Origin of the sequence: Coprobacter fastidiosus, assembly GCF_030296935.1 — a bacterium.
Classification (GTDB): domain Bacteria; phylum Bacteroidota; class Bacteroidia; order Bacteroidales; family Coprobacteraceae; genus Coprobacter; species Coprobacter fastidiosus.
This window is the reverse complement of record NZ_AP028032.1, coordinates 1,684,509-1,711,046: the sequence shown is the minus strand read 5'-3', so window position 1 is coordinate 1,711,046 and position 26,538 is coordinate 1,684,509. Positions and strand designations below refer to the sequence as shown.

14 protein-coding genes are annotated in these 26,538 nt (G+C 40.2%); all 14 read right to left on the bottom strand.

Annotated elements, in window-relative coordinates; translation table 11 throughout:
* Window positions 1-165: 165 nt before the first annotated feature.
* The 14 genes from QUE35_RS06760 to QUE35_RS06695 all read right to left on the bottom strand — a co-directional run bounded on the left by QUE35_RS06760 (window position 166) and on the right by QUE35_RS06695 (window position 26,489).
* Complete coding sequence (locus tag QUE35_RS06760; RefSeq protein ID WP_022601065.1) at window positions 166-1,164, bottom strand: family 43 glycosylhydrolase; 999 nt, start codon at window positions 1,162-1,164, stop codon at window positions 166-168.
* A gap of 93 nt (window positions 1,165-1,257) precedes the next feature.
* Window positions 1,258-3,813 (bottom strand): glycoside hydrolase family 3 C-terminal domain-containing protein, encoded by a 2,556-nt coding sequence (locus tag QUE35_RS06755; RefSeq protein WP_432416279.1) that lies wholly within the window; start codon window positions 3,811-3,813, stop codon window positions 1,258-1,260.
* Between the two features lie 24 nt (window positions 3,814-3,837).
* Entirely contained in the window at window positions 3,838-5,256 is a 1,419-nt protein-coding gene (locus tag QUE35_RS06750; RefSeq protein WP_286263055.1) for a glycoside hydrolase family 30 protein, read from the bottom strand.
* Window positions 5,257-5,285: 29 nt separating this feature from the next.
* Window positions 5,286-6,707 carry a glycoside hydrolase family 30 protein gene (locus QUE35_RS06745; protein ID WP_286263054.1) on the bottom strand — a complete coding sequence of 474 codons (1,422 nt, stop codon included), beginning with the start codon at window positions 6,705-6,707 and terminating at the stop codon, window positions 5,286-5,288.
* Between the two features lie 10 nt (window positions 6,708-6,717).
* Window positions 6,718-8,136 (bottom strand): glycoside hydrolase family 30 protein, encoded by a 1,419-nt coding sequence (locus QUE35_RS06740; RefSeq protein ID WP_022601336.1) that lies wholly within the window; start codon window positions 8,134-8,136, stop codon window positions 6,718-6,720.
* Between the two features lie 28 nt (window positions 8,137-8,164).
* Window positions 8,165-10,417, bottom strand: coding sequence for a GH92 family glycosyl hydrolase (locus QUE35_RS06735; RefSeq protein WP_022601338.1), 2,253 nt, complete (start codon window positions 10,415-10,417; stop codon window positions 8,165-8,167).
* 129 nt (window positions 10,418-10,546) lie between these two features.
* Window positions 10,547-11,506 carry a BT_3044 domain-containing protein gene (locus QUE35_RS06730; RefSeq protein ID WP_022601340.1) on the bottom strand — a complete coding sequence of 320 codons (960 nt, stop codon included), beginning with the start codon at window positions 11,504-11,506 and terminating at the stop codon, window positions 10,547-10,549.
* Between the two features lie 33 nt (window positions 11,507-11,539).
* Complete coding sequence (locus QUE35_RS06725; RefSeq protein ID WP_022601342.1) at window positions 11,540-13,561, bottom strand: RagB/SusD family nutrient uptake outer membrane protein; 2,022 nt, start codon at window positions 13,559-13,561, stop codon at window positions 11,540-11,542.
* Between the two features lie 31 nt (window positions 13,562-13,592).
* Entirely contained in the window at window positions 13,593-16,694 is a 3,102-nt protein-coding gene (locus QUE35_RS06720) for a SusC/RagA family TonB-linked outer membrane protein (RefSeq protein ID WP_022601343.1), read from the bottom strand.
* 34 nt (window positions 16,695-16,728) lie between these two features.
* Window positions 16,729-18,060: an IPT/TIG domain-containing protein gene (locus QUE35_RS06715; protein ID WP_183037562.1), complete on the bottom strand. Its 1,332-nt coding sequence runs from the start codon at window positions 18,058-18,060 to the stop codon at window positions 16,729-16,731.
* A gap of 61 nt (window positions 18,061-18,121) precedes the next feature.
* On the bottom strand, window positions 18,122-20,281 hold the full coding sequence (locus tag QUE35_RS06710) for an alpha-amylase family protein (protein ID WP_122329715.1): 2,160 nt from the start codon (window positions 20,279-20,281) through the stop codon (window positions 18,122-18,124).
* Between the two features lie 454 nt (window positions 20,282-20,735).
* On the bottom strand, window positions 20,736-22,187 hold the full coding sequence (locus QUE35_RS06705; RefSeq protein WP_022600365.1) for a glycoside hydrolase family 125 protein: 1,452 nt from the start codon (window positions 22,185-22,187) through the stop codon (window positions 20,736-20,738).
* 19 nt (window positions 22,188-22,206) lie between these two features.
* Complete coding sequence (locus QUE35_RS06700; RefSeq protein WP_031258253.1) at window positions 22,207-24,456, bottom strand: GH92 family glycosyl hydrolase; 2,250 nt, start codon at window positions 24,454-24,456, stop codon at window positions 22,207-22,209.
* 32 nt (window positions 24,457-24,488) lie between these two features.
* Complete coding sequence (locus QUE35_RS06695; protein WP_022600369.1) at window positions 24,489-26,489, bottom strand: glycoside hydrolase family 2 protein; 2,001 nt, start codon at window positions 26,487-26,489, stop codon at window positions 24,489-24,491.
* Window positions 26,490-26,538 lie beyond the last annotated feature (49 nt).

Sequence of the window (26,538 nt, the reverse complement as noted above, 5' to 3'; positions counted from 1 at the left end):
TTTAAAAAGAGAAAGATTGAAAAAAGAGAAAGAAATAACTTTTGGGTCATATGTTTTATCTTTATTTAGAGAAAATACCGGATACTTTCCTAAATAGAGGTTATATCCGGTATCTGAAGATGATAGTGAGTGTAATTTTTGTTATTTTATTCGTATTGAATCCTATTATTTTTTAGGAGTCCCTTTGGTTTGTTTTACTAATTGAATAGTTCCATCGGGATTGTAATACAGTTTGTCTACACAAATGGAACGTAATTCCGGTTTTCCACCGGAAAGGTCGCTGTTGTGATAAAAGAGAAACCATTCGCCTTTGTATTCTACGATAGAACCATGACTTGTTCCCGAACCTGTTGCTTCCAGAATCACACCTTGGTAGGTCCATGGCCCTAATGGATTTGTACTGGTAGCATAAACCAATCGGTTACCTTCGGGATGGGGGACATTGTCGGAATACATCAGATAATAAATTCCGTTTCTTTTATGTACCCAAGCTCCTTCATGAAAATCTTTCAGTCCTTCCATACTTCGGGGTTTTTCCGCCAGTTCCATCATATTGTCTTTCATTTTGGCGCCGATGATTCTGCCACAACCGCCATGATAAAGATAAGCCTGTCCGTCATCATCGATAAATACGCAGGGATCGATCATTCCGCAAGCATCGTCAATGCCTTTGATATATCCTTGTACTTTAAAATCTTTTGCCGGATGCTTGCTTGTTGCGATTCCGACTTTCCATGAACAATGTACGTCAGAACTGCTCGGATGAGGGAAATAAAAGTAATATGTACCGTCTTTATACGCACAGTCGGGAGCCCACATAAAACCGCCTTCGGGACGTCCCCAAGGCACTTGGCTCGAGTTTAAAATCTCTCCGTGATCTTTCCAGTTTACCATATCATCGGTAGAAAAGACATGGTAACGGTCCATCAAATCACATCCGCGAGGAGGATCTATGTCGTGGGAGGGATAAACGTATAAGCGTCCGTCTTTCCATACATGAGCCGACGGGTCTGCTGTGAACATGTGTGTGATAAAAGGATTAGGACCTAAGGTTACCGGAGTACTTTTTTTCTTCTTTTTAGCATTTGCACCGGAGACTGAAGAAGCGGATATTCCTGCGATCGCTACAGCCAGCAACGAAATAAACAATAATCTTTTTTTCATTGTAATTACATTTTAATTTGAATTACGTTATTCTTTATTTTGTTTTATTTCAGGAAGTTGCGCTATTTTGCACAACTTCCTGAAAATCTGCTTTTATAAAGCAAAAGTTTTTTGAAGATTGATTCTTTGTGAAGAACTACCTACTTGGAAAATGTAATTACCTGAAGGCGTTACAAACTTTCTCGTTTTTTCATCCCAATAGCGAAGCTCTTTTTTCGGGATTGAAATAGATACATTTTGGGTCTGTCCTTTTTTGATGTGAACCCGCTTGAATCCTTTCAGTTGCTTGATCGGCATGTATGTTCCGGTCTCGGGATATTGCACATATACTTGGGCGACTTCGTCTCCGTCGTATTTACCTGTATTCGAGATTGAGAACTGTATGTTGATCGTATCCTGTTTTGATGCGATATTCAGTTTTCTGTAATTGAATTTGGTATAGCTGAGTCCATATCCGAATTCGTATAACGGTTTGCCGGTAAAGTATTGGTATGTACGGCCTTTCTTAACGGCGTAATCATCGAAAGGAGGCAATTCATCCATCGAATTATAGAAAGTCAATGGTAAACGTCCTCCCGGATTATATTTCCCGAATAGGGCTTCGGCAACGGCCGTTCCTCCTTGTTCACCGGGATACCAGGCATCGATAATTGCAGGAATATTTTCATCTATCCAGTTGATGGCAATCGAGCTTCCGGCCACTAATACGACAACAGTTTTGGGATTTATTTTGTATATTTCCCGGATAAACTCTTGTTGATCTGCCGGTAATTCGAGCGTATAACGGTCTTGACCTTCGCGTTCGATAGATTTGTCTATCCCCAATACGGCAACGGTTATGTCACACTCTTTAGCCGCTTTACCTGCTTCGCCGAATAGGTTGATACGATCACGACTGTCGAGGTCGGGAGCTTTCCAGTAAAGACGTGCGAAACAGTCTCCTCCGCCGTCGAAATATTCGACTTTGATTTTATATCTTTTTCCGGCTTCGAGGTTTACCAACACCTTATCGTCTGTGGCGGGACGATCTACCCATGAATCGATCAGTTTTTTGTCATCCAAATATAAGCGACAGCCATCGTCGGTTTTTAGAGTAAGCGTATATTCACCTGAGACGGTCGGGAGTAGGTCTCCCGTCCATCTCGCCGACATCGGAGCTTTCGGAAGAAACGGATCTGGTGGTCTGTTTACCGGGTCATAATATAGCTCTTCTTCAGTGCGGACAGCCGGAGTTCCTTCCAGATTTTTATTGTTGAAATATTCGGCTTTCAATCCGTCCGGAAAGAAACTCTTATTAATAGGTTCATATCCTGTTGCACTGGATACCCAAGGAGCATGTACCACTTTCACTTGATCGCCTACTAATCTTTTTATTCCTTCGAGCACCGTTACAGACTCGTTAACCGGCGTACCGCTATAATCTCCGAATTCACAACGGTCGGCATTGATTCCAACAACGGCGATCGACTTGATTTTTTTCGGATTGATCGGTAAGAAGTTATTTTCGTTTTTCAACAATACGAGACTTTGGCGGGCTGTTTCAAGAGCTAATTCCTGATGTTCTTTACATCCGACTTTTTCCGGACTTATTTTGTTGTATGGATTTTTTTCCGGATCATCGAATAGACCGAGCAACATCCGTCCGCGAAGCAGATGATAAGCAATGGAATCGATATCGGCGTCACTTACCCGGTAATTGTAATATGCATTCAATAAAGGTTGGGTATAAACATTGTCTGCACATTCCATATCCGATCCGGCTTTAGCCATCAATACGGCCGCCGTTTCATAATCTTTTACATATTTATGTTGTGTTACCATCCATGCGGGAGCACTGCAGTCCGTTACTACATAGCCTTGAAATCCCCAATCTTCACGTAGCACTTTTTTTATCAGATAAGTATTTACCGTACAAGGTATGCCGTTAACAGCGTTGTATGCGGTCATAATGGATTGCGCTTTACCTTCTACGATACATTTTTCGAATGAAGGTAAATAATATTCCCGTAAATCTCGCTCTGAGATTACGGCATTACAATAGGCTCTATTATGTTCTTCATTGTTTGCTGCAAAATGTTTGGGAGTAGCTACGGCTTTCAAGTATTTGGGATGATTCCCTTGCAGCCCTTTTACGAAAGCACATCCGAGAGTTCCTGTTAAATGAGGGTCTTCCCCGTAAGTTTCGGGGGTACGTCCCCAGCGGGGATCGCGGGCCATGTTTACCGTAGGCGACCAGAACGAGAGTAGGTCACTCGAACCGTCCAGTTGCTTTTTCCCTAATCCTAACGCATTCCATTTTCCTCGGGCCTCATCAGAGATGGCGGTCGATATTTTGTATATCAATTCGGGATTCCATGAGGCTGCCATACCGATTGCTTGGGGGAATACGGTAAATTTACCGGGGCGTACGATCCCGTGCAGTGCCTCATTACCGTGATAATATTTATCTATCTCTAACCGAGGAATTCCCGGAGCATTGTGTATCATTAACGATACTTTTTCTTCGACTGTCATTCTGGAAAGAAGATCCATGACTCTGTCATGAATAGGAGCATTCATGTCCTTGTATAACGGTTGTTCGTTTTGGGCATGAAGAGTTAAGGCCATGAACAGGCCGACTCCTGACAGCGCTTTTCGCATTAATTTCATTTTTTTTGTCATAAGCAGGTGGGATTATAGATTTATTGTATTAAATGATTTTGATTTTACTTTTAGGTTTAGATATTTCCCTTTAAGCGAGAGCGAAATATTTTTCTCCTGATTTTCTCGATTTACGATCATTACCGTTATTTTTCCGTCAGGATTTTCAAAAGCGAGAATGTTTTCCTGATTGTCCGGAGTCTGTAACCTGTAAGCACCGGGAACGATATAATGGCACAGATGTTTCATCAAATAGAATTCGGGATGATAAGTGACATCTCCGTTTTCGGTATTGATAGTAATCAGTGAGTTTTGTTTCCATCCCCAAGGACTTATACCGTTTTGGTCGAGAATCATGTTCCAGTAGGTAAATACCCGAGCTCCGTTTCTCATATAATGGCTGATTTGCCACCATGTATGCTCGGCCGCACCCCAATCGTTCGAACCGTTACCGCATTCGGCTTCGGTATGCATCATTTTAAGGTGAGGATATTCTTTGTGTATAGTAGGTATTGCCCCTTTACCGTCCCATTGGAATCCGACCCCTTTGATATATTTCGATGCGGCGGGATCATCGAGTGCGGTTTTGGTATATTGGGGATTATCCCTGTTGATTGTTCCGAAGAATATTTCGGTCTGAATGTTTTCTTTTTCGAATTTCGGTCCTAAGAATTTACCGATAAAATAAGCTAAGTCTTCTGATCGCCAATTGCAACTGGGAAATTTATGATTTGAACAAGGCTCGTTCTGAATATTTACAGCCTCGATTTTGATACCTTCTTTCTCGTAAGCTTGAACGAATTTAGTGAAATAGAGGGCGTAGGCATCTAAATATCCCGGTTGCATCTTGAATCCGGTAGTCGGCAATTCCAAAACTTTTTCTCGAGGCAGACCGTTTCGGTTAACAGTCCCATTATCGTAGTTGCTGGCATAATGGTTATTGGTTTTCATCCAAGCCGGCGGACACCAAGGCGATGCCCAGATTTTCAGGCCGGGATGAATTTTCTGAGCTTCTTTGATATAGCGCATCAATATGTGCCGGTCTCTATCGATACTGAAATTGATCATATCGAAATCATCGACAACGTCGTTCAGAGAATAGAAATTCATGGCGAAATCACTGGCTCCGATAGGCATTCTACAATAGGTATAGTTGGATTCCTTCGGGCTGAACAGATTATAAAGAATTTCATTCTTTTTTTCTTCGGGCAAAGTACATAAAGCGTCCCATCCGAGTTCGTTGAAAGTACCGCCCAGACCATCGATATATTGAGCCTTATTCTCTGAAATTGGTATTATCTCACTCGAATTTTCCGGAGTATCCGACCATTTTATGTTTTTTTCTGTTTCCCAGTAGTTATTCGGTGTAGAATATTTCCATTCAATTTTTTGAGCAGAAACTCCGGTAATGGCGAATGAAAAAATCATTAAAGATAAAAATCTTTTATTCATAGATGTAATGTTGAATAATTTAAGTTTGATTATATCGATAATGTATTAAATGATTTCGGACTTACTTTTAGGTTTAGATATTTCCCTTTAAGCGAGAGCGAAATATTTTTCTCCTGATTTTCTCGATTTACGATCATTACCGTTATTTTTCCGTCAGGATTTTCAAAAGCGAGAATGTTTTCCTGATTGTCCGGAGTCTGTAACCGGTAAGCACCGGGAACGATATAATGGCACAGATGTTTCATCAAATAGAATTCGGGATGATAGGTGACATCTCCGTTTTCGGTATTGATAGTAATCAGTGAGTTTTGTTTCCATCCCCAAGGGCTTATACCGTTTTGGTCGAGAATCATGTTCCAGTAGGTAAATACCCGAGCTCCGTTTCTCATATAATGGCTAATTTGCCACCATGTATGCTCAGCCGCACCCCAATCGTTCGAACCGTTACCGCATTCGGCTTCGGTATGCATCATTTTAAGGTGAGGATATTCTTTGTGTATAGTAGGTATTGCCCCTTTACCGTCCCATTGGAATCCGACCCCTTTGATATATTTCGATGCGGCGGGATCATCGAGTGCGGTTTTGGTATATTGGGGATTATCCCTGTTGATTGTTCCGAAGAATATTTCGGTCTGAATGTTTTCTTTTTCGAATTTCGGTCCTAAGAATTTGCCGATAAAATATGCCATATCTTCCGGACGCCATGTACAACTGGCGTATTTTTGAGTCGAACAAGGCTCGTTCTGAATATTTACAGCCTCGATTTTGATACCTTCTTTCTCGTAAGCTTGAACGAATTTAGTGAAATAGAGGGCGTAGGCATCTAAATATCCCGGTTGCATCTTAAATCCGGTGGTAGGCAGTTCCAATGCCCTTTTTTGCGGTAGTCCGTTATGATTGACGGGGCTGTTATCATATTCGCTGGCATAATGGTTATTGGTTTTCATCCAAGCCGGCGGACACCAAGGCGATGCCCAGATTTTCAGGCCGGGGTGAATTTTCTGAGCTTCTTTGATATAGCGCATCAATATGTGCCGGTCTCTGTCGATACTGAAATTGATCATATCGAAATCATCGACAACATCGTTCAGAGAATAGAAATTCATAGCGAAATCACTGGCTCCGATAGGCATTCTGCAATAGGTATAGTTGGATTCCTTCGGGCTGAACAGATTATAAAGAATTTCATTCTTTTTTTCTTCGGGCAAAGTACATAAAGCGTCCCATCCGAGTTCATTGAAAGTACCGCCCAGACCATCGATATATTGGGCTTTTTCATCAGATATTCGGATAACTTCTCCTGTTTTTTCAGGGGAGTCAGACCACTTTATTCCTTTTCCGTTTTTCCAGTAATTATCTTGAGTAGAGTATTTCCATTCAACTTTTTGTGCAGAAACTCCGGCGCTGATAATGACCGACAAAAATACTGTATATATTGATTTCGTGTTCATAATCGTTTTTTTAGAGTTTTATAGATAAAGTATTGAAGGATTTCGGTTTGAGACTTAGATTCAATACATTCCCGTTTATTGAAACCGTCATATTTTTGATTTTATCTTCCTTATTAGCAACAAGAATTATCGTTTTTCCTTCTTTATTTCTGAAGGCTAATAAATTCTCATCCTGACCCAATGTTTTTAGTTTATAATCTCCGGGTTTTACATAGTGACTGAGATGTTTCATAACATAAAATTCAGGAGTATAATTTACTTGTTTGGTTTTTGAGTCGATAACGATCATTGCATTCTGACTCCATCCCCATGTACTTGTCCCTTTATCCTGTAAAACCATATTCCAGTACATATAAGCATTGGCTCCTCCTCCGATATATTTTCTGATCAAATCGAATGTATGTTCTGCAGCGCCCCAGTCAAAAGTTCCGCCTCCTGCTTCGTTTTCAGTCTGCATCAATCTTATTTCGGGATATTTTCGATGTATTTCGGCAATAATATCTTTACCTTCCCATTGTAATCCGATACCTTTGATATATTTCCGAGCTTTAGGATCGCTCATTACGAGGTTTACGTCTTCCATACGGTTACAGTTGAGTGTACCGAGCCATAATTCTACGTCCGGAAGCTTTTTTTTGAACAACGGACCTAAATGATTTGCTATGAAGTTTCGCATGGCGTCGGGTGTCCATAAACAAGTCGGCCATTGCTGACGTGAATACGGTTCGTTTTGGAATTGTATCATAGAGATGTCTATACCTTCTTTTTGGTATGCTTTGACGTATTTTGACAAGTAAAGAGCATGAGCATCGAGATATTTTTTTTCTTGTATGAAGTGATCTCCTTCCAGAACTTGATCTTCTTCTTTAAGATCATTATGGTCTCCCGATTTGGTTGCATAGTGTCTGTTTGTTTTCATCCATGTCGGAGGACTCCATGGACATGCCCACAATTTCATGTCCGGGTTTATTGCTAATGCCGATTTTATATAAGGGATAAGAGCTTCTTTATCTCGTTCTATACTGAAGTTTTTCATCTTGAAGTCGCCTTCCGTATCATTCAAACTGTACCAGTTCCGAGAATAGTCGTTTCCTCCTATGGTTGTCCGGCAGTAAGTAAAACATACTCCTTCAGTAGGGTGGAATAGAGAGTTCAGTACTTCCTGTTTTTTCTGAGGGTCGAGAAGATTAAGCGCATCCCAGCCCAATTCGTTGAAACACCCTCCGAAACCATCGATTGTCTGTTCTTTATAAGATGTAATCAGAACGTCATATTTAACCTGATTTTGAGCTTTAGAGACAGTTACATTATGTTCGTCCTGCCATCGGTCGCTATTTGTAGTGTATTTCCATTCGACTTGTTGCGCAGAACAGAAATGTGCAATGCCGATACAGCATAAGATCGGGATAAGTTTTTTTCCTGTTTTCATAGATATATCTGTTTTGTATTTTGGTAATTTAGTTTTTCGGGTAGGGGAGTGCTGAAGGAGGAACATTGTTCATATCGCTACCCCATTCGGTATTATGTTTGTCACCCATTATGAATTCGAGCTTCCCTCCGTTTTTTATGTCGTCATGAGAAAACCAAGGTTTTTCCCACACTTTACCATTCAGTTTTGCTGATTGTATATATTTATTTTCTTCGGAGCAATATTTTCCGATAATGCAGAATGTTTTTCCGTTGCTTAATTTTATTTTTATTTCATTGAAGAACGGGCTTCCGATATTATAGGATGGAGATCCCGGAGTAACCGGATAAAAGCCCATCATAGAAAAGACTACAAAAGAAGAAAGTCCACCTCCGTCTTCGTCTCCGGGAACACCCATAACATCATTTCTGAACCATTGATGTACGAGGTCTCTGATTCTTTTCTGTGTTTTCCAAGGTTTACCTGCATAATTATATAGGTAAGGAATGTGTAGAGATGGTTCATTTGCCATGGAAAATTGTCCGACATTCCCTGTTTGATCGGGTAATTGGGCATAAAATTCATATTTGTTTCGCCCTAACCATTCGCTGAATGTTTGATCGAGATTTTCTGAGAATTTTTCAGCACCGCCCATTAAATTCACCAAATCTCCGATATTGTGTTGTACATCCCAGCGGTATGTCCATCCGTTGTTTTCTGCATAATAATCTCGTGCGCCTATACCTCCTGAAAAACGATAATCGAACGGTTCTATGAAGTTTCCATTCTTATCTTTCGGATGGAAGAACGATGTTTGAGGATTAAAAACGTTACGGTAATTATAAGAACATTTCAGATAATATTCCGATTCATCTTTTTTGTTTAAGGCGGCAGCTATTCGCGACAAGCACCATTGGTCATAAGCTGTTCCTAAAGTGACGGGGATCGGCTGGCGTTTTTCAAAACCGTTTACTTCGGGAACTGTTTCTTTTTCTCCCGGAGCCAAAGCCGGGATATATCCGTTTTCTTTGTAAAAACGGTCGAGCCATCCGGCATCTCCCGAAGACCATGGCGCAAGAGTCTTTTCCTCTATTCCTTTACGGGTGTATTCGTAAGCTTTTTTCAGATCGAAGTTCCGGAGACCTTTTTCCCATGCATCGGCAATCGTTGCAACACCGTGGTTGCAGTTCATCCTGCGTGAATCTCCGGTTATCGCCGGGAATGTCGGGAACCACTGTTTTTCCGATAACTCTGCAGCTCGGATAAATGAAACGAGAATATCGTTTTCGACATCTGCATCGATCAATATACGCAGCGGATGCGTTGCCCGGTAGGTATCCCATAACCAATCGTCCGTATAGTAGGCATGGCCATCGTCCTTGTGTACTTTCCGGTCGGATGCACAGTAATAGTAACCGTCTTCACTGATATTTACCGGACGTTCATAACAACGGTACAAAGAGGTGTAAAAAACGGTTTTATCATTTTCAGTTCCACCTTTTACTTCGATTTTCCCTAAAGCTTCGTTCCATATTTTGCGTCCGTTGTTTTTTGTTTTGTCGAAATTGAAATCGGGTATTTCATTTTGTAAATTTTTCTTTGCTTGTTCTATACTGATAAACGAAATTCCGTATCTGGCGTTTATTTGTGTTTGACCGTCAAAACAAAAAACGGCACAAGAATTGTCTCCAGAGGTTTTGGTCTGTGCGGTGTTTAGTTTTTTGTCTTTCAATATTCCGGATTTTGAAGGTATAATATCGGTTTCGAGATAAATATATACTCGGGTATTTCCCCAAGTATTTTGGTATCCTTTGATTGAGTTTCCTTCGATTTCCATTTCTCCGTTCCCGGAATTTAGAATAAGGTATCCCGGTTTATTTTGAGTATATGTCAATCGATAGATCGCAGCCCTATATGTCGGGGTAAATTCGGCTTTTATCTGTTGATTGTCGATGTCCGATTTGTAGTAATAGGGCATAATCTGTTCATTGTCATAATCTGTTCTGATAACAGGAGACAGTTGAGACTCATATCCTTGAAAAGCAGATAAATTGAAACAACAGTTTTCCCGGTGATTGACTACGATTATCGGAAGTCCGTGAATATAGCTTTCCGTGTGGTCTCCCCGTTGGGGATATATGCGCAGCATCCCGTTCGGCAGATGTACGGTAGGATAGGTCGGTTTCAGCAAATGGCTGATGTTACCCATATAAGGGTTTACATAATCGACGGGAGACTTTTTTGCATAAGTACTATATGAAAAAAAGAAAATAAATAAGATCGGTAGGAAAATGTTTCTCATACGTATTCGGTATTTTGTGTGTTTCGTTTCGTAAAGATACTTCCGAAAAGGTTGTTTTTTGTATAAAAAATGAGTCTAAAAATAGCATTTTAGACTCATTTTGCTCTTAAATTGAAGTGTTATGCGTATTTATAACGATTGTACGCTTTTTTCTTCCATAGTGATCCAGCAATCTTCTGTCCATGTATTATTATTGTTATTTGTATCAGTTACTGTAATATTATCAAAATATTTGTAATGTAAATTGAATACATATCTACCTTTTTTATCTATAGTCCAATAATTGTCTTCTGCTCCACCGATCATTTCCATTTGCAGACTTCCATAAGGAGTTATGGTAATTGAGTAATCATCATTGATCGTAAGAATCATAGCATATTTATCGATCTCTTCTTTAGTTACATTAGTAGGACTATAAGTGTGTGTCCCGGCTAATACTCGTACTTGGCTTTTACTGATGGGAGCTACAACACGAGTTACATTTGTTCCACTGGCTTTGTCTCCAATGGTAGTGTGCCTGATTTCTGTGCCTGATGTTTGATAATAGGTTGTCGATTCCATTGTAGCATATTCGTTTTTGAGTACGACTTGGTATAAAACCTGCTGTTTATCCGGATTGATCTCATAGTTCGAGATACTTTTTATCCGGAGCGGAATCATATAGATCGAATCGGGGCTTAAACCGTCAGGATTGACTGTGATAGGTATCAAAGCATAGTTATCTTCGCTGTCTGCTTTTAGTACGGTTTGATAAGTCGGAATATTATATTTGCTAGGATCAAGTTCCTTTGCATATTTCGATTCTTCGATATCGAAATTTATTTTGTTGTACTGGGCAAGTATTTGGTCATCCGGCTCCAATTCTATCGTGACGTCTTGTTTGATATGTTCAGTACCTCCACAACAAACACTCACATATCCTGTACTCTCTTTTCCCAGTTCATGTGCAGACTGAAAAGCCATATTGTCATCGCTTAAGAGGTAGATGATTTTTTTATATAATTCGCCTTCGAACTGTTCGTCTTCGTTACATCCGGTTATTCCGGCCAAGGTTAGAAGAAGTAGCCCTATATTTAATATTTTTTTCATAATAAACTATATTGTTTTATGTTGTTTATATCATTACCATCCCGGGTTTTGATCCAATAATCGGGATTTCAATATCTCATTCCGTTCTATCGGTAAAAATACGGTCTTTTTATCAACAACTCGGTTTCTATAATCAGAGTGGGTCATGATCGTACGGGTATAGTAACCTCCTGCAACATCGGCCTCAACATTCATTCCGGTTATCGGTTCGCTTTCTTCTTCTTCGTAAGTTCCCCACCGACGTACATCATAGAAACGGCGTCCTTCGCACAAAAATTCGATAAAGCGCTCTCTTTTTATCTGCTCATCCATTGCGTCTTCCGAAGTGTATTGCTCCGGTTTTAGCCCGGGAAGTCCCGAACGGTAACGTACTTGGTTGAATGCAAATAACATGTCGTCCAAATTCGAATTTCTGGAGAGTGTGTAGGTTTGTCCGCTGGGTAGGGTTACCGTATGCGAACTTTGTAAATGATTGATTGCTTCGGCGTAAGAAAGCAGAATTTCTGCATACCGGATAATCGGGAACACTTTATTTACCCGTGTCGAACCGTCTCCATTATACCAATTGTCTTCCGGATGAATATATTTTTTCAATACATATCCGGTTATACATTTGTTTTGCTCTTGTTGTGAAGAACCGGCAGTTTGCTGTCCAGCATTTCCTCCGTTGTAATAATAAACGGTCTGGTTTCTGACATTGGCATTTGTACAAGAGGTGGCCGGCCAATAGCAACCGTTGAATCCTACGCAAGCATAGAACCGCATTTCCCGGTTTACGTACATATTGTATGTTCCTCTTAGAAGGCGGTATCCGGAGAAATATTTTAAAACTCGGGAGTTTCCGGTTTCGCTGTATTCACCGGTGGCTCGGGCTTCCTCTATCGTTTTCCCGTCCTGCATCAGGTAGGCATCAATAACTTTCTGAGTCAGACACATCGCATTGTAACCGCCCATGTAGATGGGGAATGACTGGCGGGTATAATCCCGTATCTTATCCGAATATTTTCCCCAAATCAATTCTTTGTTTTGTACCGGATATGTCGTTCCGTTGAACATATTGGCGTATGATTTCAACGGATCGATATTCCCTGCTCCATAAGGGAAATCTGCGGTTGGTACGCCTTCCGGAAGTTCCGGAGTGATTGCAGTTTGGTCTCCTTGATCTGCCGTAACTTTTTCAGCAGTATGAAGCGCATAACGATTCATATCCATTACCCGTTTGGCTGCTGCAGCGGCTAATGCCCATTTTTGTTCATCATAAGTCTGAGATACATAGAATACACCATCGGTTTTTCGTTTCCAGTTCCCGAAATAGCGGTATGCTGCCGCTCCTCCGTTAAATGCGGGGCTGGCTGCATGTAACCGTACACGGGCAATCAGAGCGTATGCCGCACCTTTGGTCGGGCGTCCGAAATTTAGGATTGCTACATCTTCGGGGATATTTTGAGCGGCCAGTTCAAATTCGGAACAGATATAATCGACTGTTTCATCGAATGTACTGCGTTGCCGTTCATAGTACGATGCATCTTGATTATTGTCGAATACTTCATCTCCGACAATAACTGCCGGTCCGTAATTCATCAAGATAAAATAGTAGGCATATCCTCTGAGAAAATGAGTATATCCGATCAGTTCTGCCCGTTGTAATGCCGTAATGTCTTTGCATTCGTCGATACGGGCAAGGATCATATTGGCTTTTCGGATCACTTTGTAAGCCGGATCCCATGAGTTCATGCCGCATAGGTTCGATGGGCTTACTTCTCCTAATGTCAGAGCTTTCCCGTGAAATAAATCTTGTTTCATAAGCGTGAAAATTTCATCGGAGGCTGTTACACCGGGAACTACATCATCTCCGAAGATTGAACTTTCATCAGGGAGCTCTCCGGCTGCTCCCCAAAGGTATTTTTCCAAGTTTTTTCGGGATGCAAATACCGAGTCGTATTTTAAGGTATCGTCGAAATAGTGATCGACATCGAGAAAATCGTCACAAGAGCTGATTATTCCGATAATCGGTAATGTTACGATAAGCCAGACTATCTTTTTTATATTGTTCATAATTGTCGAAATTTTTTCGTAAAGTTTTTATTTAGAAATTTACATACATCTGGAATGCGTATTGGGTAGGAATTGGATAAGCGCCACCATTGTATTCAGCTTGTTCCGGATCCCATAATTTCATAGGACTCCATACGCACAAGTTCGATATAACGAACTGTAGGTCCAAAGATTTTACACCTAATGTTTTTAATATTTTCCCTGCTGTTAAGTTATAATTCAGATTAATTTCTTGTAATCTCAGATAACGGGCATTAGCTTTCCAAAAAGTTGAAAGTTGTGTATTGTTTTCACTTTTTCCATAACTGAGTCGGGGGAACTTTGCATTCGGATTTTCCGTAGAGGGATCACCTGAATAAGAAGCCGGAGTCCAACGGTTTTTCTGGTCGGCGACAATTTTCAGTACGTTACCTGTTTCTCCGTTATAGAAAGGTACGTATCCTTCTCCGTTTGTCGTACCGTTAACATAATAATAATCTGTATTACCGGTTCCTTTGAACAGTACCCCTAATGTAAATTGTTTATAACGGAATTCACCACCGAAACCATACATCAGACGTGGATAATTCGGATAGGATAGGGGAACTTTATCATCTTCATCGATAACTCCGTCTCCGTTTACATCCTTATATTTGATGTCTCCTGCCATATAGTCTCCGAATGTCTGTTTCGGACTTTGTGCCACATCCTGTTCATCTCGGAATAGGCCTAAAGCGATATATCCTCGGAAAGCGTTGTTGACATATCCTGAGTAGTTTTGATAATCGTATGGTTGGTATGCTTGTTCCCAATTTTCCACTTTGTTGGCGGAATAGGTAAAGTTTCCACGAAGCGTAAGAGTCATGTCTTTTCCAAAATCTTGGGTAAATGAAATATTTCCATCCGAACCGTAACTTTTCATTTTTCCTACGTTTCCGAAAGGCATGTGAGTCAGTCCCACATAACTTGGAATTTGAGAACGTCTTTGATAAATTCCGTCACGTTTATCTTGGAAGAAATCGACAACGAATTGTAACTTTTCGTTGAATAAACGTCCTTCGATACCCAAATCGGCTTTTTTCGCTTTTTCCCATCTTAGATTGTTGGCACCAACCCGTTCTTCTGTGATATATCCGGTAGTACTTCCCCAACCGCCTCCGTCTCCACTAACCATAAGTGTCAGATAAGGGAATCGTTCATCGGTTAATCGGTCATTACCTACCGTACCGTAAGATGCACGGATTTTCAAGAAATTCAACCAAGGCAATCCCCGTTGCATAAATTTGTATTGGGTGGGAATCCATCCTACGGCAACTGAAGGGAAGAAACCGAACCGATGTCCGGATTGGAAGTTTTCAGATCCGGTGTACCCGAAGTTTAGATCCATGAAATATGTATCTCGGAATCCGTAAGTAACGCGGCCCGATAATCCTTGGTATCGTACAGGTATAGCGTACATGCTTCGCAGAGTTTCATCTTTGGCGTCGATATCTTTATTCATTCTTTGTTCACTACTCATATAATAGTAAAGCAATGCAGACAGACGATGTTCTTTGGCGACTGTAGTTTCATAAGTCGCTGTAGTCTCAAAATGTATTTTATAATATTGTTCGTCTTCATGGGTATATTTGGCCGGTTCAGCATCGACACGTCTGACAATTCCCAACTCTCCGGTATATTTACGGGTTGAGGCATAATACATTTCAGGACGTATCGACCGGATCTCTTTCAGATTCGTTTCGGTGTCATAAGCACCTTGAGCCCGTATTTTTAACCCTTTTAAGAGCATAGATAAATCTTGTTTCAATTCTAATGTTGCTTTTCCCCGATAATGACGGATATTGGTCATACCGGTATTGTTCAACATAACGTATGGGGAATATGCATTATCGACACCATAAGCCGGAAGATGACCTGTCGAATAGATTGTCGGAATAGTAATCGGCGTCAAATTGCGTTGAGTGGCCCAAAGCGCATCCGTATCATTATTTCCCGGTTCCGATTTGGTGGAAATAAATCCGTCAGCACCGAAATAGAGAGCCGTACTTTTCGTAAGGTTTATGTCCAAGTTAGTACGATAATTTACTGTACGGTATCCTACTTTTGCCGAATATTTAGAGTTTTCGTCCTGTTTATAGGCTGCTGACTCGTTTGTCATACCCATACTTAAATAATAACGAGCTAAACTACCTCCGCCTCGTGCATTGATAAAATAGGTTTGTGTCAGGGAGTTTTTGTTTAATAGTTCCTCCTGCCAGTTTACATCGGGATAAAGGTCCGGATCGAGTTGATATTTGATCAGATCCATTTCTATATCTGAATATAGAGGTGAATCTCCTCGTACCGACCGGGCTTCATTTGCCAATTTGGCATATTCGTATGACCCTAAATATTCCGGCATGTTTGTCAGATGAGAAATGGTCAGATTGACACGTCCGGTAATTTGTAACCGATCGGCAGTACCTCTTTTAGTTGTTATCAATACGACACCGTTTGCACCTCTTACCCCATAAACGGCTGTTGCCGAAGCATCTTTCAATACCGTAAAACTTTCGATATCGGCAGGGTCTACTTCGCTTAGATCGCCTTCTAATCCATCGATCAGGACGAGTGCACTGCTATTTGCACCAAATGTTCCGATACCCCGGATCCAGAATTCCGAAATATTTTTTCCCGGTTCACCACTTTTTTGTATCGATATGACACCGGGCACGCGTCCGCCTAACATATTGGCGAGGTTTGTAGCCGGAGTTTGCAAATCTTTTACATCCACATTGGTTACGGCACCTACTACGCTTATTTTCCGTTGAGTTCCCATACCGACAACAACCGCCTCTTCAATTTGGTGGTCTGATGGAGTCAGTTTGATTTTTAGGTCGCTTTTAGGACCGGTAATTACTGTTTCAGAAGTCGCGTATCCTAAGAATGAGACGATAAGGATATCATTTTTTTGTACTTTTACTGAGAATTTACCATCGATATCTGTTGCTACACCGGTACCGGGACGGTCTTTGGCATATACGCTGGCTCCGGGAACCGGTGTGTCGGTTTCATCCACTACCGTACCCGATACTGTGAATGTTTTAGCAGTTTGCTGTGCAAATACGGAGATCTGACAGCACGCTAATAGAATTATAAATATGATTTTTTTCATTATGGTAGATTTTAATTATTCGATGAAATTAAGGTTATTCGATGGCCAGACGGCGGATGCATTGGTTCTCATAATCGGCAATATAAATAATTCCCTCTTTATTGATACAAACTCCGTGAGGTCTATTGAATAGAGCAGTTTCCGGATCACCGTCCTGATATCCGGCTACGCCGGCTTGACCGATTACGGTACTGACTTGTCCTTCGGGCGTAATTTTCCGGATTACATGGTTCTCTGTATCGGCGATATAGAGATTATCGTCTTCGTCGAGAATCAATTGGCGGGGGCTATTGAACATGGCGTATGAGCCGATACCGTCGAGGTATCCGGGATTATTTACGATACCGGCGAATAGTTCATGTTTCCTCGTGAGTACATCATAAGTGTATATGCAATGACTGTTAGTATATGCTATATAAAGTTTTGAAGGATTTTTCTGACTGAATGCCATATAAGCATCACTTTCTGACATTAATCCAGTTTCAACTTGCATCGTTAATCCGGTTTCCGGATCGAATTTGTAAAGAATACCGTTTTGCTTGGCACGAGTGTACATATATCCATCGATTGTACACATCGCAAATGAATGTTTAAAATTGATACTGACTTGTTCTCCTGTGGCAGGTTTTAATGAGAGTTTTATCGGACTCCATAAATTTTCAGAAGACATAACCCAATAATCTAAATTACTATCTGTTGGGATATATACTGTATTTCCGTCATCTAACATACAGGGTTGGTTCAATGGAGCGCCTGTATCCGGAATCAACAGACGACTGGCATCTTCGTTTTCATTTACTAAGATAACTTTATTATTGTTGTAATAGTTGTTCCTGTTACGAAGACAAGCAAAAATATTGTTATCATTATCGACCGCCAAATAAGTTACCGGAGGCATAGTCGTTTGGGCAAGGTTACCGGTAACCACATCATCCGGAGCATCTTTAACTCCGCAGACAGTCGTTACTACAGTCTGTATCTGGTATAAAAAATGTTCGGGATATTCGGCTTCTTGCTCTCCGATTTTAACTTTTACTTTACAATCTATAATTTGATTTTCATCACCTTCACCCGGTTTTCTCGGACAAATTGCATAGATTTTGTTTCCGATAGACGATATCACGGCTGCAGGTCTGTCATTAATGAAAACTTTAATGTTTTTAGCGTCCGAACCGAAATTATCCCCGTTCAGAATAAGTTTGGTTGCCACACCTCCATTGGTCGGATAGAAATTGGTTAAAGTAATCGGTTTATTGGGGTCGTACGTTGCAGAACTTTCTTTATCATCTTTACAAGAGACAAAGACAAGCATTAACAAGACAGCCCATAAACTGTTTGTCAGTCTATAACTTCTGAGTTTCTTCATGATGCAATTAATTTTATGTATAAATATTTGTTAACGTATGTAATGTTGATTTTGAGAATTGTTAGTTTTTAGGTTGTGTATTTTGTTTTTTGAATAAATGGTACAATTTTGCCTGATTATTAGGTAATGAATATTCCAACATCCCTTCAGAGATAGTTACCGGATCGGAAGACCAACATTCAAAACTTTTACCTGTATCGATATTATCCGGATCGATATTTAATTTTTTCAAGTCGAGGGTTCCGCTTTTTTCTCCTTCATTGTAATTGAAATAAGCAATATAATAAGAGTCTTCTGTCTCTAAATAGAACAGATCTACGGCTCTGTTATCTCCGAATACTTTATGTCCGTATGCCGGGCGGAAAGATTTTCCGAGTCTTATGACATCGTTGACTTTTTCGTATGTGGCATATTTTTTAGCTTTGGCTTGAGATGTTGCCGAGCCGATATAAGTTCCTTCCGTACTCAAATTATCTCCTAACATGCAATAGCCGGTAACAGCTCCGGTTGTCATTCTCGACATATTTTCTGCATCGCTACGGTCTCCCATCACCAAGTGGTCGGGATCATTAAAACAATATACCCGATTGAGCCACCAACCGAAAGAAAGACTGTTCATCATATAGTTGGTATGCCACATTTCTCCCCACGCATCGCAACTTATACGACGGGCATGAGCATAATTAGCAGGGAAAAGAGGAGCTATGGATTCGACGATAAACATATCATCTCCGCAGCGTTCTCTCAGATGTTTCATCCCGAAATTGTATGCTTGTACGCCGGTTGTAATATCATCTCTATAATAGCTGTCTGCCTCTACGATTCCGTTGGTCATAAAGTCCAGTTTTAAGTATTTGAATCCTGCAGCTTTAAATTTGTCGATAAAAAAATTAATACGGGACAGGGTTGACGGAGCGGTCGGGTCCATGCATCCGGCACCGCAAAGTTTTTTGGTTTTACCATTTACTTTGAGATGCGTTTGACTATAAAAATAACCGTTATTGCCTTCGAGAGCGCGGTCATTTTCTGGAAACCAATCGCAGAACGGTGTCCAATAAATGCCCGGTACTTGTCCGTTTGCTTTACAATAATCGGCAAATTGTTTCAATTGCTCCCAATTCAGATTGTCCCAGAAAGAGTCCAGTCCTACGAAAACAAGTCCGTCTTCTCCGAAATGACCCTTTCCTTGAATATTTTCTTTGATGAAATCTGATACAGAAATAACACCGTCAAAATTGATATTTCTTTCCATACCGCCCCAGCTATTCCATCCGAAAGGTGTCGGATTATTCCATTCTCTTTTTGGAGCGATAAGTGCATTGACGTCTCCGAAAGTTTCCATGCCGGTGCGCCAATCATCGAAAAGACCTACCAACATTCGAGCAGATTTTATTTTTGTTCCTTTTACAGCTCCGTGAGGCTGCAACCAGTTATCATCGGTTGCATCTCGTGTAATACTATGTGTCGCTCCGCTGTAACATTCAAGTTTGTTTATATAAGCTTGAGATAGGGGACTCCCTGTCATTCGTATGGCAGATTTCCATGTATCATGTTCTACAGACCCTATAACCAGACCTTCTTGTGTTTCTCCGTTAAATATGGATGTCACTTCGAAAGAGATTGTATCTCTGGCGTACCTTCCCACTCCTAAAGATGTAGGATCTATTCCTCTGGATAACGGAAGCGACCCGTAAGTAATGAAACCATCGTTATCGAAAGGAACGAATAAAAAACGATTATTGGCATCTTGTGGTAAAAAACGATTTTGTGTTTCTGTATATATCGGTGCGATGTAATTGCTTTCTATTTTCGAAGTTCCTGAAGATAATAGAAATACATCGGTTAAAAAGTAGTCTTTATCCGGATATAGATAGAAACATTGTTGTATCGTCGGATAGGTTGAATTTTCTGTATTCTTATATTCTATAATAAATCTTTTGCATTCACCTGTTGCATCGGAATAATTCTCTTCACTGAATTTTATATCGGAATATGATGTGCTTTCTATAATTGAAGTATTATGTTTAAACTTGACGGATACATCTTGTAGTATAGTTGTTCCATCTTTCACAAATTCACTTTTTCGGGTCTCATCATTAAATCGGATGGTCCACTTCCCGTTTGTCATGTCCTTTGTTGCAGAATATACTGTAATTGTTGTAGATAAAAAACAAATACAGTAAATCGAGACTGTTTTTATAAAAAAGTTGACGTTTTTCATTATTATATTTTATTAGAAATTTCTTAAGGTACGAATATCTTGTATTGAATGCAGATATGAAAACTAAGTAAATACAGAAAAATTGGGGTTAGATTCAGGTATTTCGAAAAATAGAAGTCCCTTTCGCTGTCCAAGAAAACGTTCGTTTAATCGAATAAAAAAATCCTCTCTCTTTTTAGAACCTGATTTCATATTAAATAGATATTATTAAGCAGCATAGAAAAATTATCAATCTGTCCCTTTTGTTGTCTATTTAAACGAACGTCTAATCAGACACATTTCCACCTCTCGTATCTAATTTTCATATCAGATATTATTACAACTAACACGTCACAAATATATTCTATTTTATCAGCTTTTTATTGTACATGTTGTTCAAAAAATAGAAAATTTCGTTCAAATTGACGGATAAATTAAAAGCGGACAAAAGATAAGTCCGCTTTTAATGAGAGTTTTAGCTGATTTCGGGAATACTGTTTAATAAATCAATCTTTCCGTCATCGATTAATTTGAGAATAAGTTCTCCGAATAGAGAATTTTGCCAAGCAAACCATGAACGGGTATAATCGGATGGATTATCTTTATGAAAAGATTCGTGCATAAATCCGGTATTTGCATCGGTCTTTAGCAATTGAATGATACATTCTTTTATTTCTTTATCGTCTCGACTTGTAAAAGCTTTCATCATAATGCTCATAGGCCAGATCATATTATATCCGATATGCGGTCCTCCGATTCCTTCACCGGCTTTACCTTTGAAAAAATATGGATTATCTTCGCTCCATACAAACCTGCGTGTATTTTGGTAGATCGGGTCTTTTATATCGACATCTCCTAAATAAGCCATTGCCAACAAACTGGGGACATTCGCATCGTCCATAAGTAGTTGGTTACCGAAACCATCCACTTCGAAAGCGTATATTTTTCCGTATTTGGGATGTTTATGAACGGCATATTTCTTTAAAGCGTCACTAACCTCTTTTGCCAGATCTTTACATTGATCTGCCAGTTGTTTCTCTCCGTTTACTTTTTCAAGTATTTCTGCCGCTTTTTTTAATGAGGTTACCGCGAAAAAGTTAGAAGGCACGAGGAATAAGAATGTCGTTGCGTCATCTGAAGGACGAAAAGCCGAAGCGATCAGTCCGACCGGTTTTACCGGATGTCCGTATCCTCCGTTGAGCATCGTATCAGAAGCTCTTTCGGTTTTTCTCATGAATGAGTACGGACCGAGTCCGTTTTTCCGCTGTTGTTCTTTGAATGTTTGTAAAATAGAAGTAACGGCTTTAACCCATTTATCATCAAAAACAGATGTATCTCCTGTTACTTTCCAGTATTCGTATGCCAATCGTATCGGATAGCATAGAGAATCTATCTCCCATTTGCGTTCATGTAACTCTGGTTTCATTTTTGTATTGTCGCTCATCCAATACCCTCCTGTAGGCCCATCGTTAAAAGCATTGGCATAAGGATCGAAGAGAATACATTTAATTTGTCGTCGGATTACACCTTTCAGCATCTTTTGCAGCTTTTTGTCTTGTTGGGCGAATCGAAGATAAGGCCATACTTGAGCGCCAGAGTCTCTCAACCACATGGCATGTATGTCGCCGGTATATACAAAGGTGTCGTCTTCTCCATCCTGAGTTCTGTAATGTATAGTCGTGTCGAGCGTATTTGGCAGGCAGTTAGAGAACATCCATGCCAGTTTTTTGTTTTTCAGCATTTTACTGACTCTGTCGATTTCGTTATCTACGGTTTGTGAAACGAACAATCGGGAATCTGGACGTTTAGATTGATATACCGTTGTGTTATCTTGTACGGCATACGCAGGGGATTCGGCTTGAACTTCAGATAAATAAAATGTCGACAAGAATAAGCTTAAACCCAATATTTTTTTTGTTTTTATCATAATGTTATTTTTAGAGTGTTTATAAATTCGATGGCTTATCGGTCATAACGAATCGTATTGTTTCGGCATTGATTAAATCAAAATAGTTGATGAATGGTCGGTTCAACTGTTTGTTGTCAATAAATATTTCACGAATATATTTATTCTTTTCCGAAAGATTTTCCGCTTTTATCGTTAATGTTTTATTTTTCCCGTTTACGTTCAAAGTTATCCGGGTTTCAGGGAACTGCGGCGCTCCTATCGCAAACTCGTTGCTTCCGGGTGTTACAGGATAGAATCCCATAACTGAGAAAATATACCATGCCGACATTTGTCCGCAGTCATCATTCCCATTTACTCCGTCGGGGGTATTACGATAATTGATACGGGTATGTTTGCGTATTAATTCTTGTGTTTTCCAAGGCTGTCCGCAATAATTATATAAATAAATATAGTGATGTCCCGGTTCATTATCGTGACGGTAGTGGTCTTCATTGAAGTTTCGGTCGAGTTTCGCTACAAACGCATCTTTTCCGCCCATCATTTCGATCATTCCGGGAATATCTTGAAGAACACAAAACAGATAAGTCCATTTTGATCCTTCGGTAAATCCGTGTCGATTATGATCATCCAGATCGATCCATTCTCCGTTATATTTGCGGGGGAGCATAAACCCTTTTTCTGCATTATAGATGTTTTTGTAGTTTTGAGACCATTGCATGAGGGATTTATAATCATCCATTTTACCCATTTCTTTTGCTACTTGTGCGATACACCAATCATCGTAAGCATATTCTAATGTACGAGATACCGATTCGGCTGTTTTATCGTCGGGTACATATCCGATTGTGTGATAAAAACTGGCACCTGCTCTTGCCTCGAAAGAGGTCCATCGGTCACGGTCTCCATAGCGCCTTTGTGTATCGCAGTCTGGTGGAACCATAGCGTTTTTTCGCATAGCTTCATAAGCCAGATCGGTATCATAATTACGTATTCCTTTCATATATGCGTCTGCAATAAGGGCATCGGCATGTGTTCCTATCATAATGTTCGTATATGAAGGATTCGGCCACATTGGCATCCATCCGCCTTCTTTATACATTTGCAGAAGTCCGGTAATCCAATTGCCTGTCAATTCAGGTTCCAGCAATGTCATAAGCGGATGAAATGCACGAAATGTATCCCATAGCGAATAGTCATTGTAGGAAATTCCTTCGTGTACTTTGTCATCGAAAGCACTGTAGTATTTACCATATTCCGAAAATTCACGAGGAAATAAGTAACAATGGTATAATGCAGTGTAGAAAATACTTTTATCATTATCTTCGATGCCGGAGACTTCTATCTTCGAAAGTTTATCGTTCCAAGCCTGTTTTGTCATTTGGCAAAGCCGATCGAAATCCCAGTCGGGTAACTCTTTCTCCATGTTGATACGGGCTTGTTCTAAACTGATAAACGATGTAGAAATTTGTGCTAAGACTTGTTCCTTATTAGCGGTGGCAAATTCTACGTATGCACCCATTCGAGTTCCGGTTTGTTCTGTTTTCCCTTTAAAAATCTCAGATTCGCTCCATGTTCCGAAATTTTGTATTTTTTTGTTGAAGCGAATGATAAAATAGCCTTTGAAATTCGGTAGTTCAGGACCGATTTGCGCAGCCTGCCGATCGGGATTATAGCCGACAATTTCGTTTTTATCAGGGTCGATTTTGATCCATCCTTTTATTTTTTGCAGTCGTGGTCCGTAATCATTGCACCAATCATTGAGTTTTGGATTCAGATTGATTCCTTGTATGATCAGACGGGCATTATTACTTTTAGGAAATGTAAAACGGAATAAAGCACAGCGACTTGCAGCGCTTATTTCGGCCTTGATATTCTTTTTATTTTCTGAAGGCAGGTTTACAGAATAGTAATAAGGTGTTGCTTTTTCCTGCTTATGGTCGAAAATTATCTGTCTATCTTCTGGCAATACTTTTATTTTTTCTCCTATTTGCGGCATCAAAGAGACGTAGCCGTAATCTCCCATCCATACGGTCGGTTGGTGGGATGCCAAAAATCCCATGATAGATTTATCATCATAAACGTAAGCCATGGTCCCCATTTTGTTTTCGCGGGTTTGCGGCATAAATTTAGTCATGGCGAAAGGTGTGCCGACAAATGGAGATGTTCCGCCTTCTCCTTTCAGTGCAGTTCCAATCATCGGATTGACATAATCAACTGCACTTTTCTTTCCTGAGCAAAAGAAAGAAACCGATAGCGAAAGCAGAATAAGGAAAGATGTCTTCTTCATGTTGTTGTGTTTGATTATTAATATTGAGAATTTCAGTTTTTCAAGATCCATTCACATTGGTCTGTTATGGTTTCTTTATTGAATGTCCCGGTTACGCGGATTTTATTTTTCCCGGGTTGTAATCGGATGTTTTTCCAGATAAAGATATTGTGATCTCCGCTATTTCCAGCATATTTCATCCCGTTTACGTATAGAGTGATATCTGAACAGTTCGAGTATATTTTTATATCGGTTTCCGGTTCTGTCCGTTCGATATGACGTTTGCTCGTAATATGTAGGACCGGTTTTTCCGACCAGTTTGCTTTATAAAAATAAAATGCATCTTTCGGAGTCTTTCGGTCGTATGTAACTAATCCTTTGTCATTCATACCATAAGTATCCCCTTCTTTCCGTCCGCCACTGGCGAAGTCGAACATGTTCCAAACAAAAGAACCCCAAACGAAGTCTCTTTTATCGATTTCTTTATAATTCCCTTCATGAACGATCGCTTGCCATTCTTCGGGATGAAAATCCCCTTCACATTTCGGAGCTTTCTTCATTCGCTGTTGATGATGCTTGATGCTTGCTCCAGCTCCGTATTCACTGATGCAAACGCCTCTTTTTTCATCTTTTTTCCAATCGATCGATGGTCCCATTGTCTCAGGTTCTGCCCAATACCACCCCGGATAGGTATTGAATGCCATAATATCGGTAATTTTATTTTCGGGACGTCCTTCAATGTTAGCCGCTGCTACGGTAAGGCGGGTCGGATCTTCTTTGTGTGCGAGATCGTTCAGCTCTGCAACCAGTTTTTCTGGATTCCCTTTTACCAATTCGTTGAAAAGACTCCAGCAGAATATCGAAGGGTGATTGAAGTTTTGGCGAATGAGTTCGGTCAATTGTTGTTTCAGATTTTCTTCAAATGCAGTCGATTCAGTTCCATTTCCTATAAAAGGTATTTCGGCCCAAACCAACAAACCTTCTTTATCACATAGAGAATAAAAGTAATCGGAGTGGGGATAATGTGCAAGTCTTACTCCGTTTGCTCCTATTTCTTTGATGAGTTGCATATCTTCTTGGTGATCTTTTTCACTGATCGCCCAACCTTTTCCGGGTCGGTCTTGATGGCGGTTTACCCCTCTTATCTGGTAAGATTTCCCGTTCAGGAAAAATCCTTTTTGGGGATCGACCTTAAAATAACGTAGTCCTGTATACACCGATAAGGTATCAATGACTTTTTTCCCTTGTAGTAACTCACAGAAGAAACGATATTGGTTTGGAGCCGCTTTCCCGTTCCATAAAATAGGGTTGTCTAAATATATTCTTTGATCGATAGCTACCGTGTTTTCCGAAGCTCTGATTTCTTCGTTCTCTGAGGTTGTTACGAGTTTACCGGTCGGATCGAAAACAGACGTGCGGAGTCGCAGTTTTTTATTCCCGGATATATCCCCATCGATTTTTGTGGTAATATCTATGGTTGCTTTATGATCCTGTATTTCTGTCTGTTTTATATAAATCCCCGATGAGGCGTAATCAAGCGGTGTTATACATGTTTGAGGAAGAATGAGAAGAGATACGGGACGATATATGCCTCCGAATATAGTAAAATCTCCGGATAGAGGTGCTATATCGGGGTTGAGAATATTATTGGCCTTAACGATCAGCTCGTTGTCCTTCTTTTTAAGATATGGGGTGATTTCGAAGCAGAAGGCATTGAAAGCCCCTTTGTGATTACCGAGATATTGTCCGTTCAGGAATACATCCGCTTCTTGGCTGACCGCTTCGAATCTAAGGAATACACGTTTTTTTTTCGTGTTTTTAGGCAAATCGAAGTTATATCGATAGGTTCCTTTGCCTCGATAATAATCTGCCGTTGTCCCGTCTTGTGCATTCCAGCTATGTGGGACAGTTACATGTTCGACTTGAGATGAAGTCTCGGTGTCGCCTTTAAAAAATTGCCACTCTCCCGATAGGGAAATCCGATCTCTGAGTTGAGCGGATGATTGAATAATTAAAAATGTAAATAAGAATAAAGATAACCTGTATTTAAGCATGGTATTCAATATTTAAATTATATTACAAATATAGAGTGAATCGATAAGT

Bases quoted from the DNA above. Each gene is read 5' to 3' on its own strand.
- QUE35_RS06760 (WP_022601065.1), bottom strand. From the start codon at position 1,164: ATGAAAAAAAGATTATTGTTTATTTCGTTGCTGGCTGTAGCGATCGCA.
- QUE35_RS06755 (WP_432416279.1), bottom strand. From the start codon at position 3,813: ATGAAATTAATGCGAAAAGCGCTGTCAGGAGTCGGCCTGTTCATGGCC.
- QUE35_RS06750 (WP_286263055.1), bottom strand. From the start codon at position 5,256: ATGAATAAAAGATTTTTATCTTTAATGATTTTTTCATTCGCCATTACC.
- QUE35_RS06745 (WP_286263054.1), bottom strand. From the start codon at position 6,707: ATGAACACGAAATCAATATATACAGTATTTTTGTCGGTCATTATCAGC.
- QUE35_RS06740 (WP_022601336.1), bottom strand. From the start codon at position 8,136: ATGAAAACAGGAAAAAAACTTATCCCGATCTTATGCTGTATCGGCATT.
- QUE35_RS06735 (WP_022601338.1), bottom strand. From the start codon at position 10,417: ATGAGAAACATTTTCCTACCGATCTTATTTATTTTCTTTTTTTCATAT.
- QUE35_RS06730 (WP_022601340.1), bottom strand. From the start codon at position 11,506: ATGAAAAAAATATTAAATATAGGGCTACTTCTTCTAACCTTGGCCGGA.
- QUE35_RS06725 (WP_022601342.1), bottom strand. From the start codon at position 13,561: ATGAACAATATAAAAAAGATAGTCTGGCTTATCGTAACATTACCGATT.
- QUE35_RS06720 (WP_022601343.1), bottom strand. From the start codon at position 16,694: ATGAAAAAAATCATATTTATAATTCTATTAGCGTGCTGTCAGATCTCC.
- QUE35_RS06715 (WP_183037562.1), bottom strand. From the start codon at position 18,060: ATGAAGAAACTCAGAAGTTATAGACTGACAAACAGTTTATGGGCTGTC.
- QUE35_RS06710 (WP_122329715.1), bottom strand. From the start codon at position 20,281: ATGAAAAACGTCAACTTTTTTATAAAAACAGTCTCGATTTACTGTATT.
- QUE35_RS06705 (WP_022600365.1), bottom strand. From the start codon at position 22,187: ATGATAAAAACAAAAAAAATATTGGGTTTAAGCTTATTCTTGTCGACA.
- QUE35_RS06700 (WP_031258253.1), bottom strand. From the start codon at position 24,456: ATGAAGAAGACATCTTTCCTTATTCTGCTTTCGCTATCGGTTTCTTTC.
- QUE35_RS06695 (WP_022600369.1), bottom strand. From the start codon at position 26,489: ATGCTTAAATACAGGTTATCTTTATTCTTATTTACATTTTTAATTATT.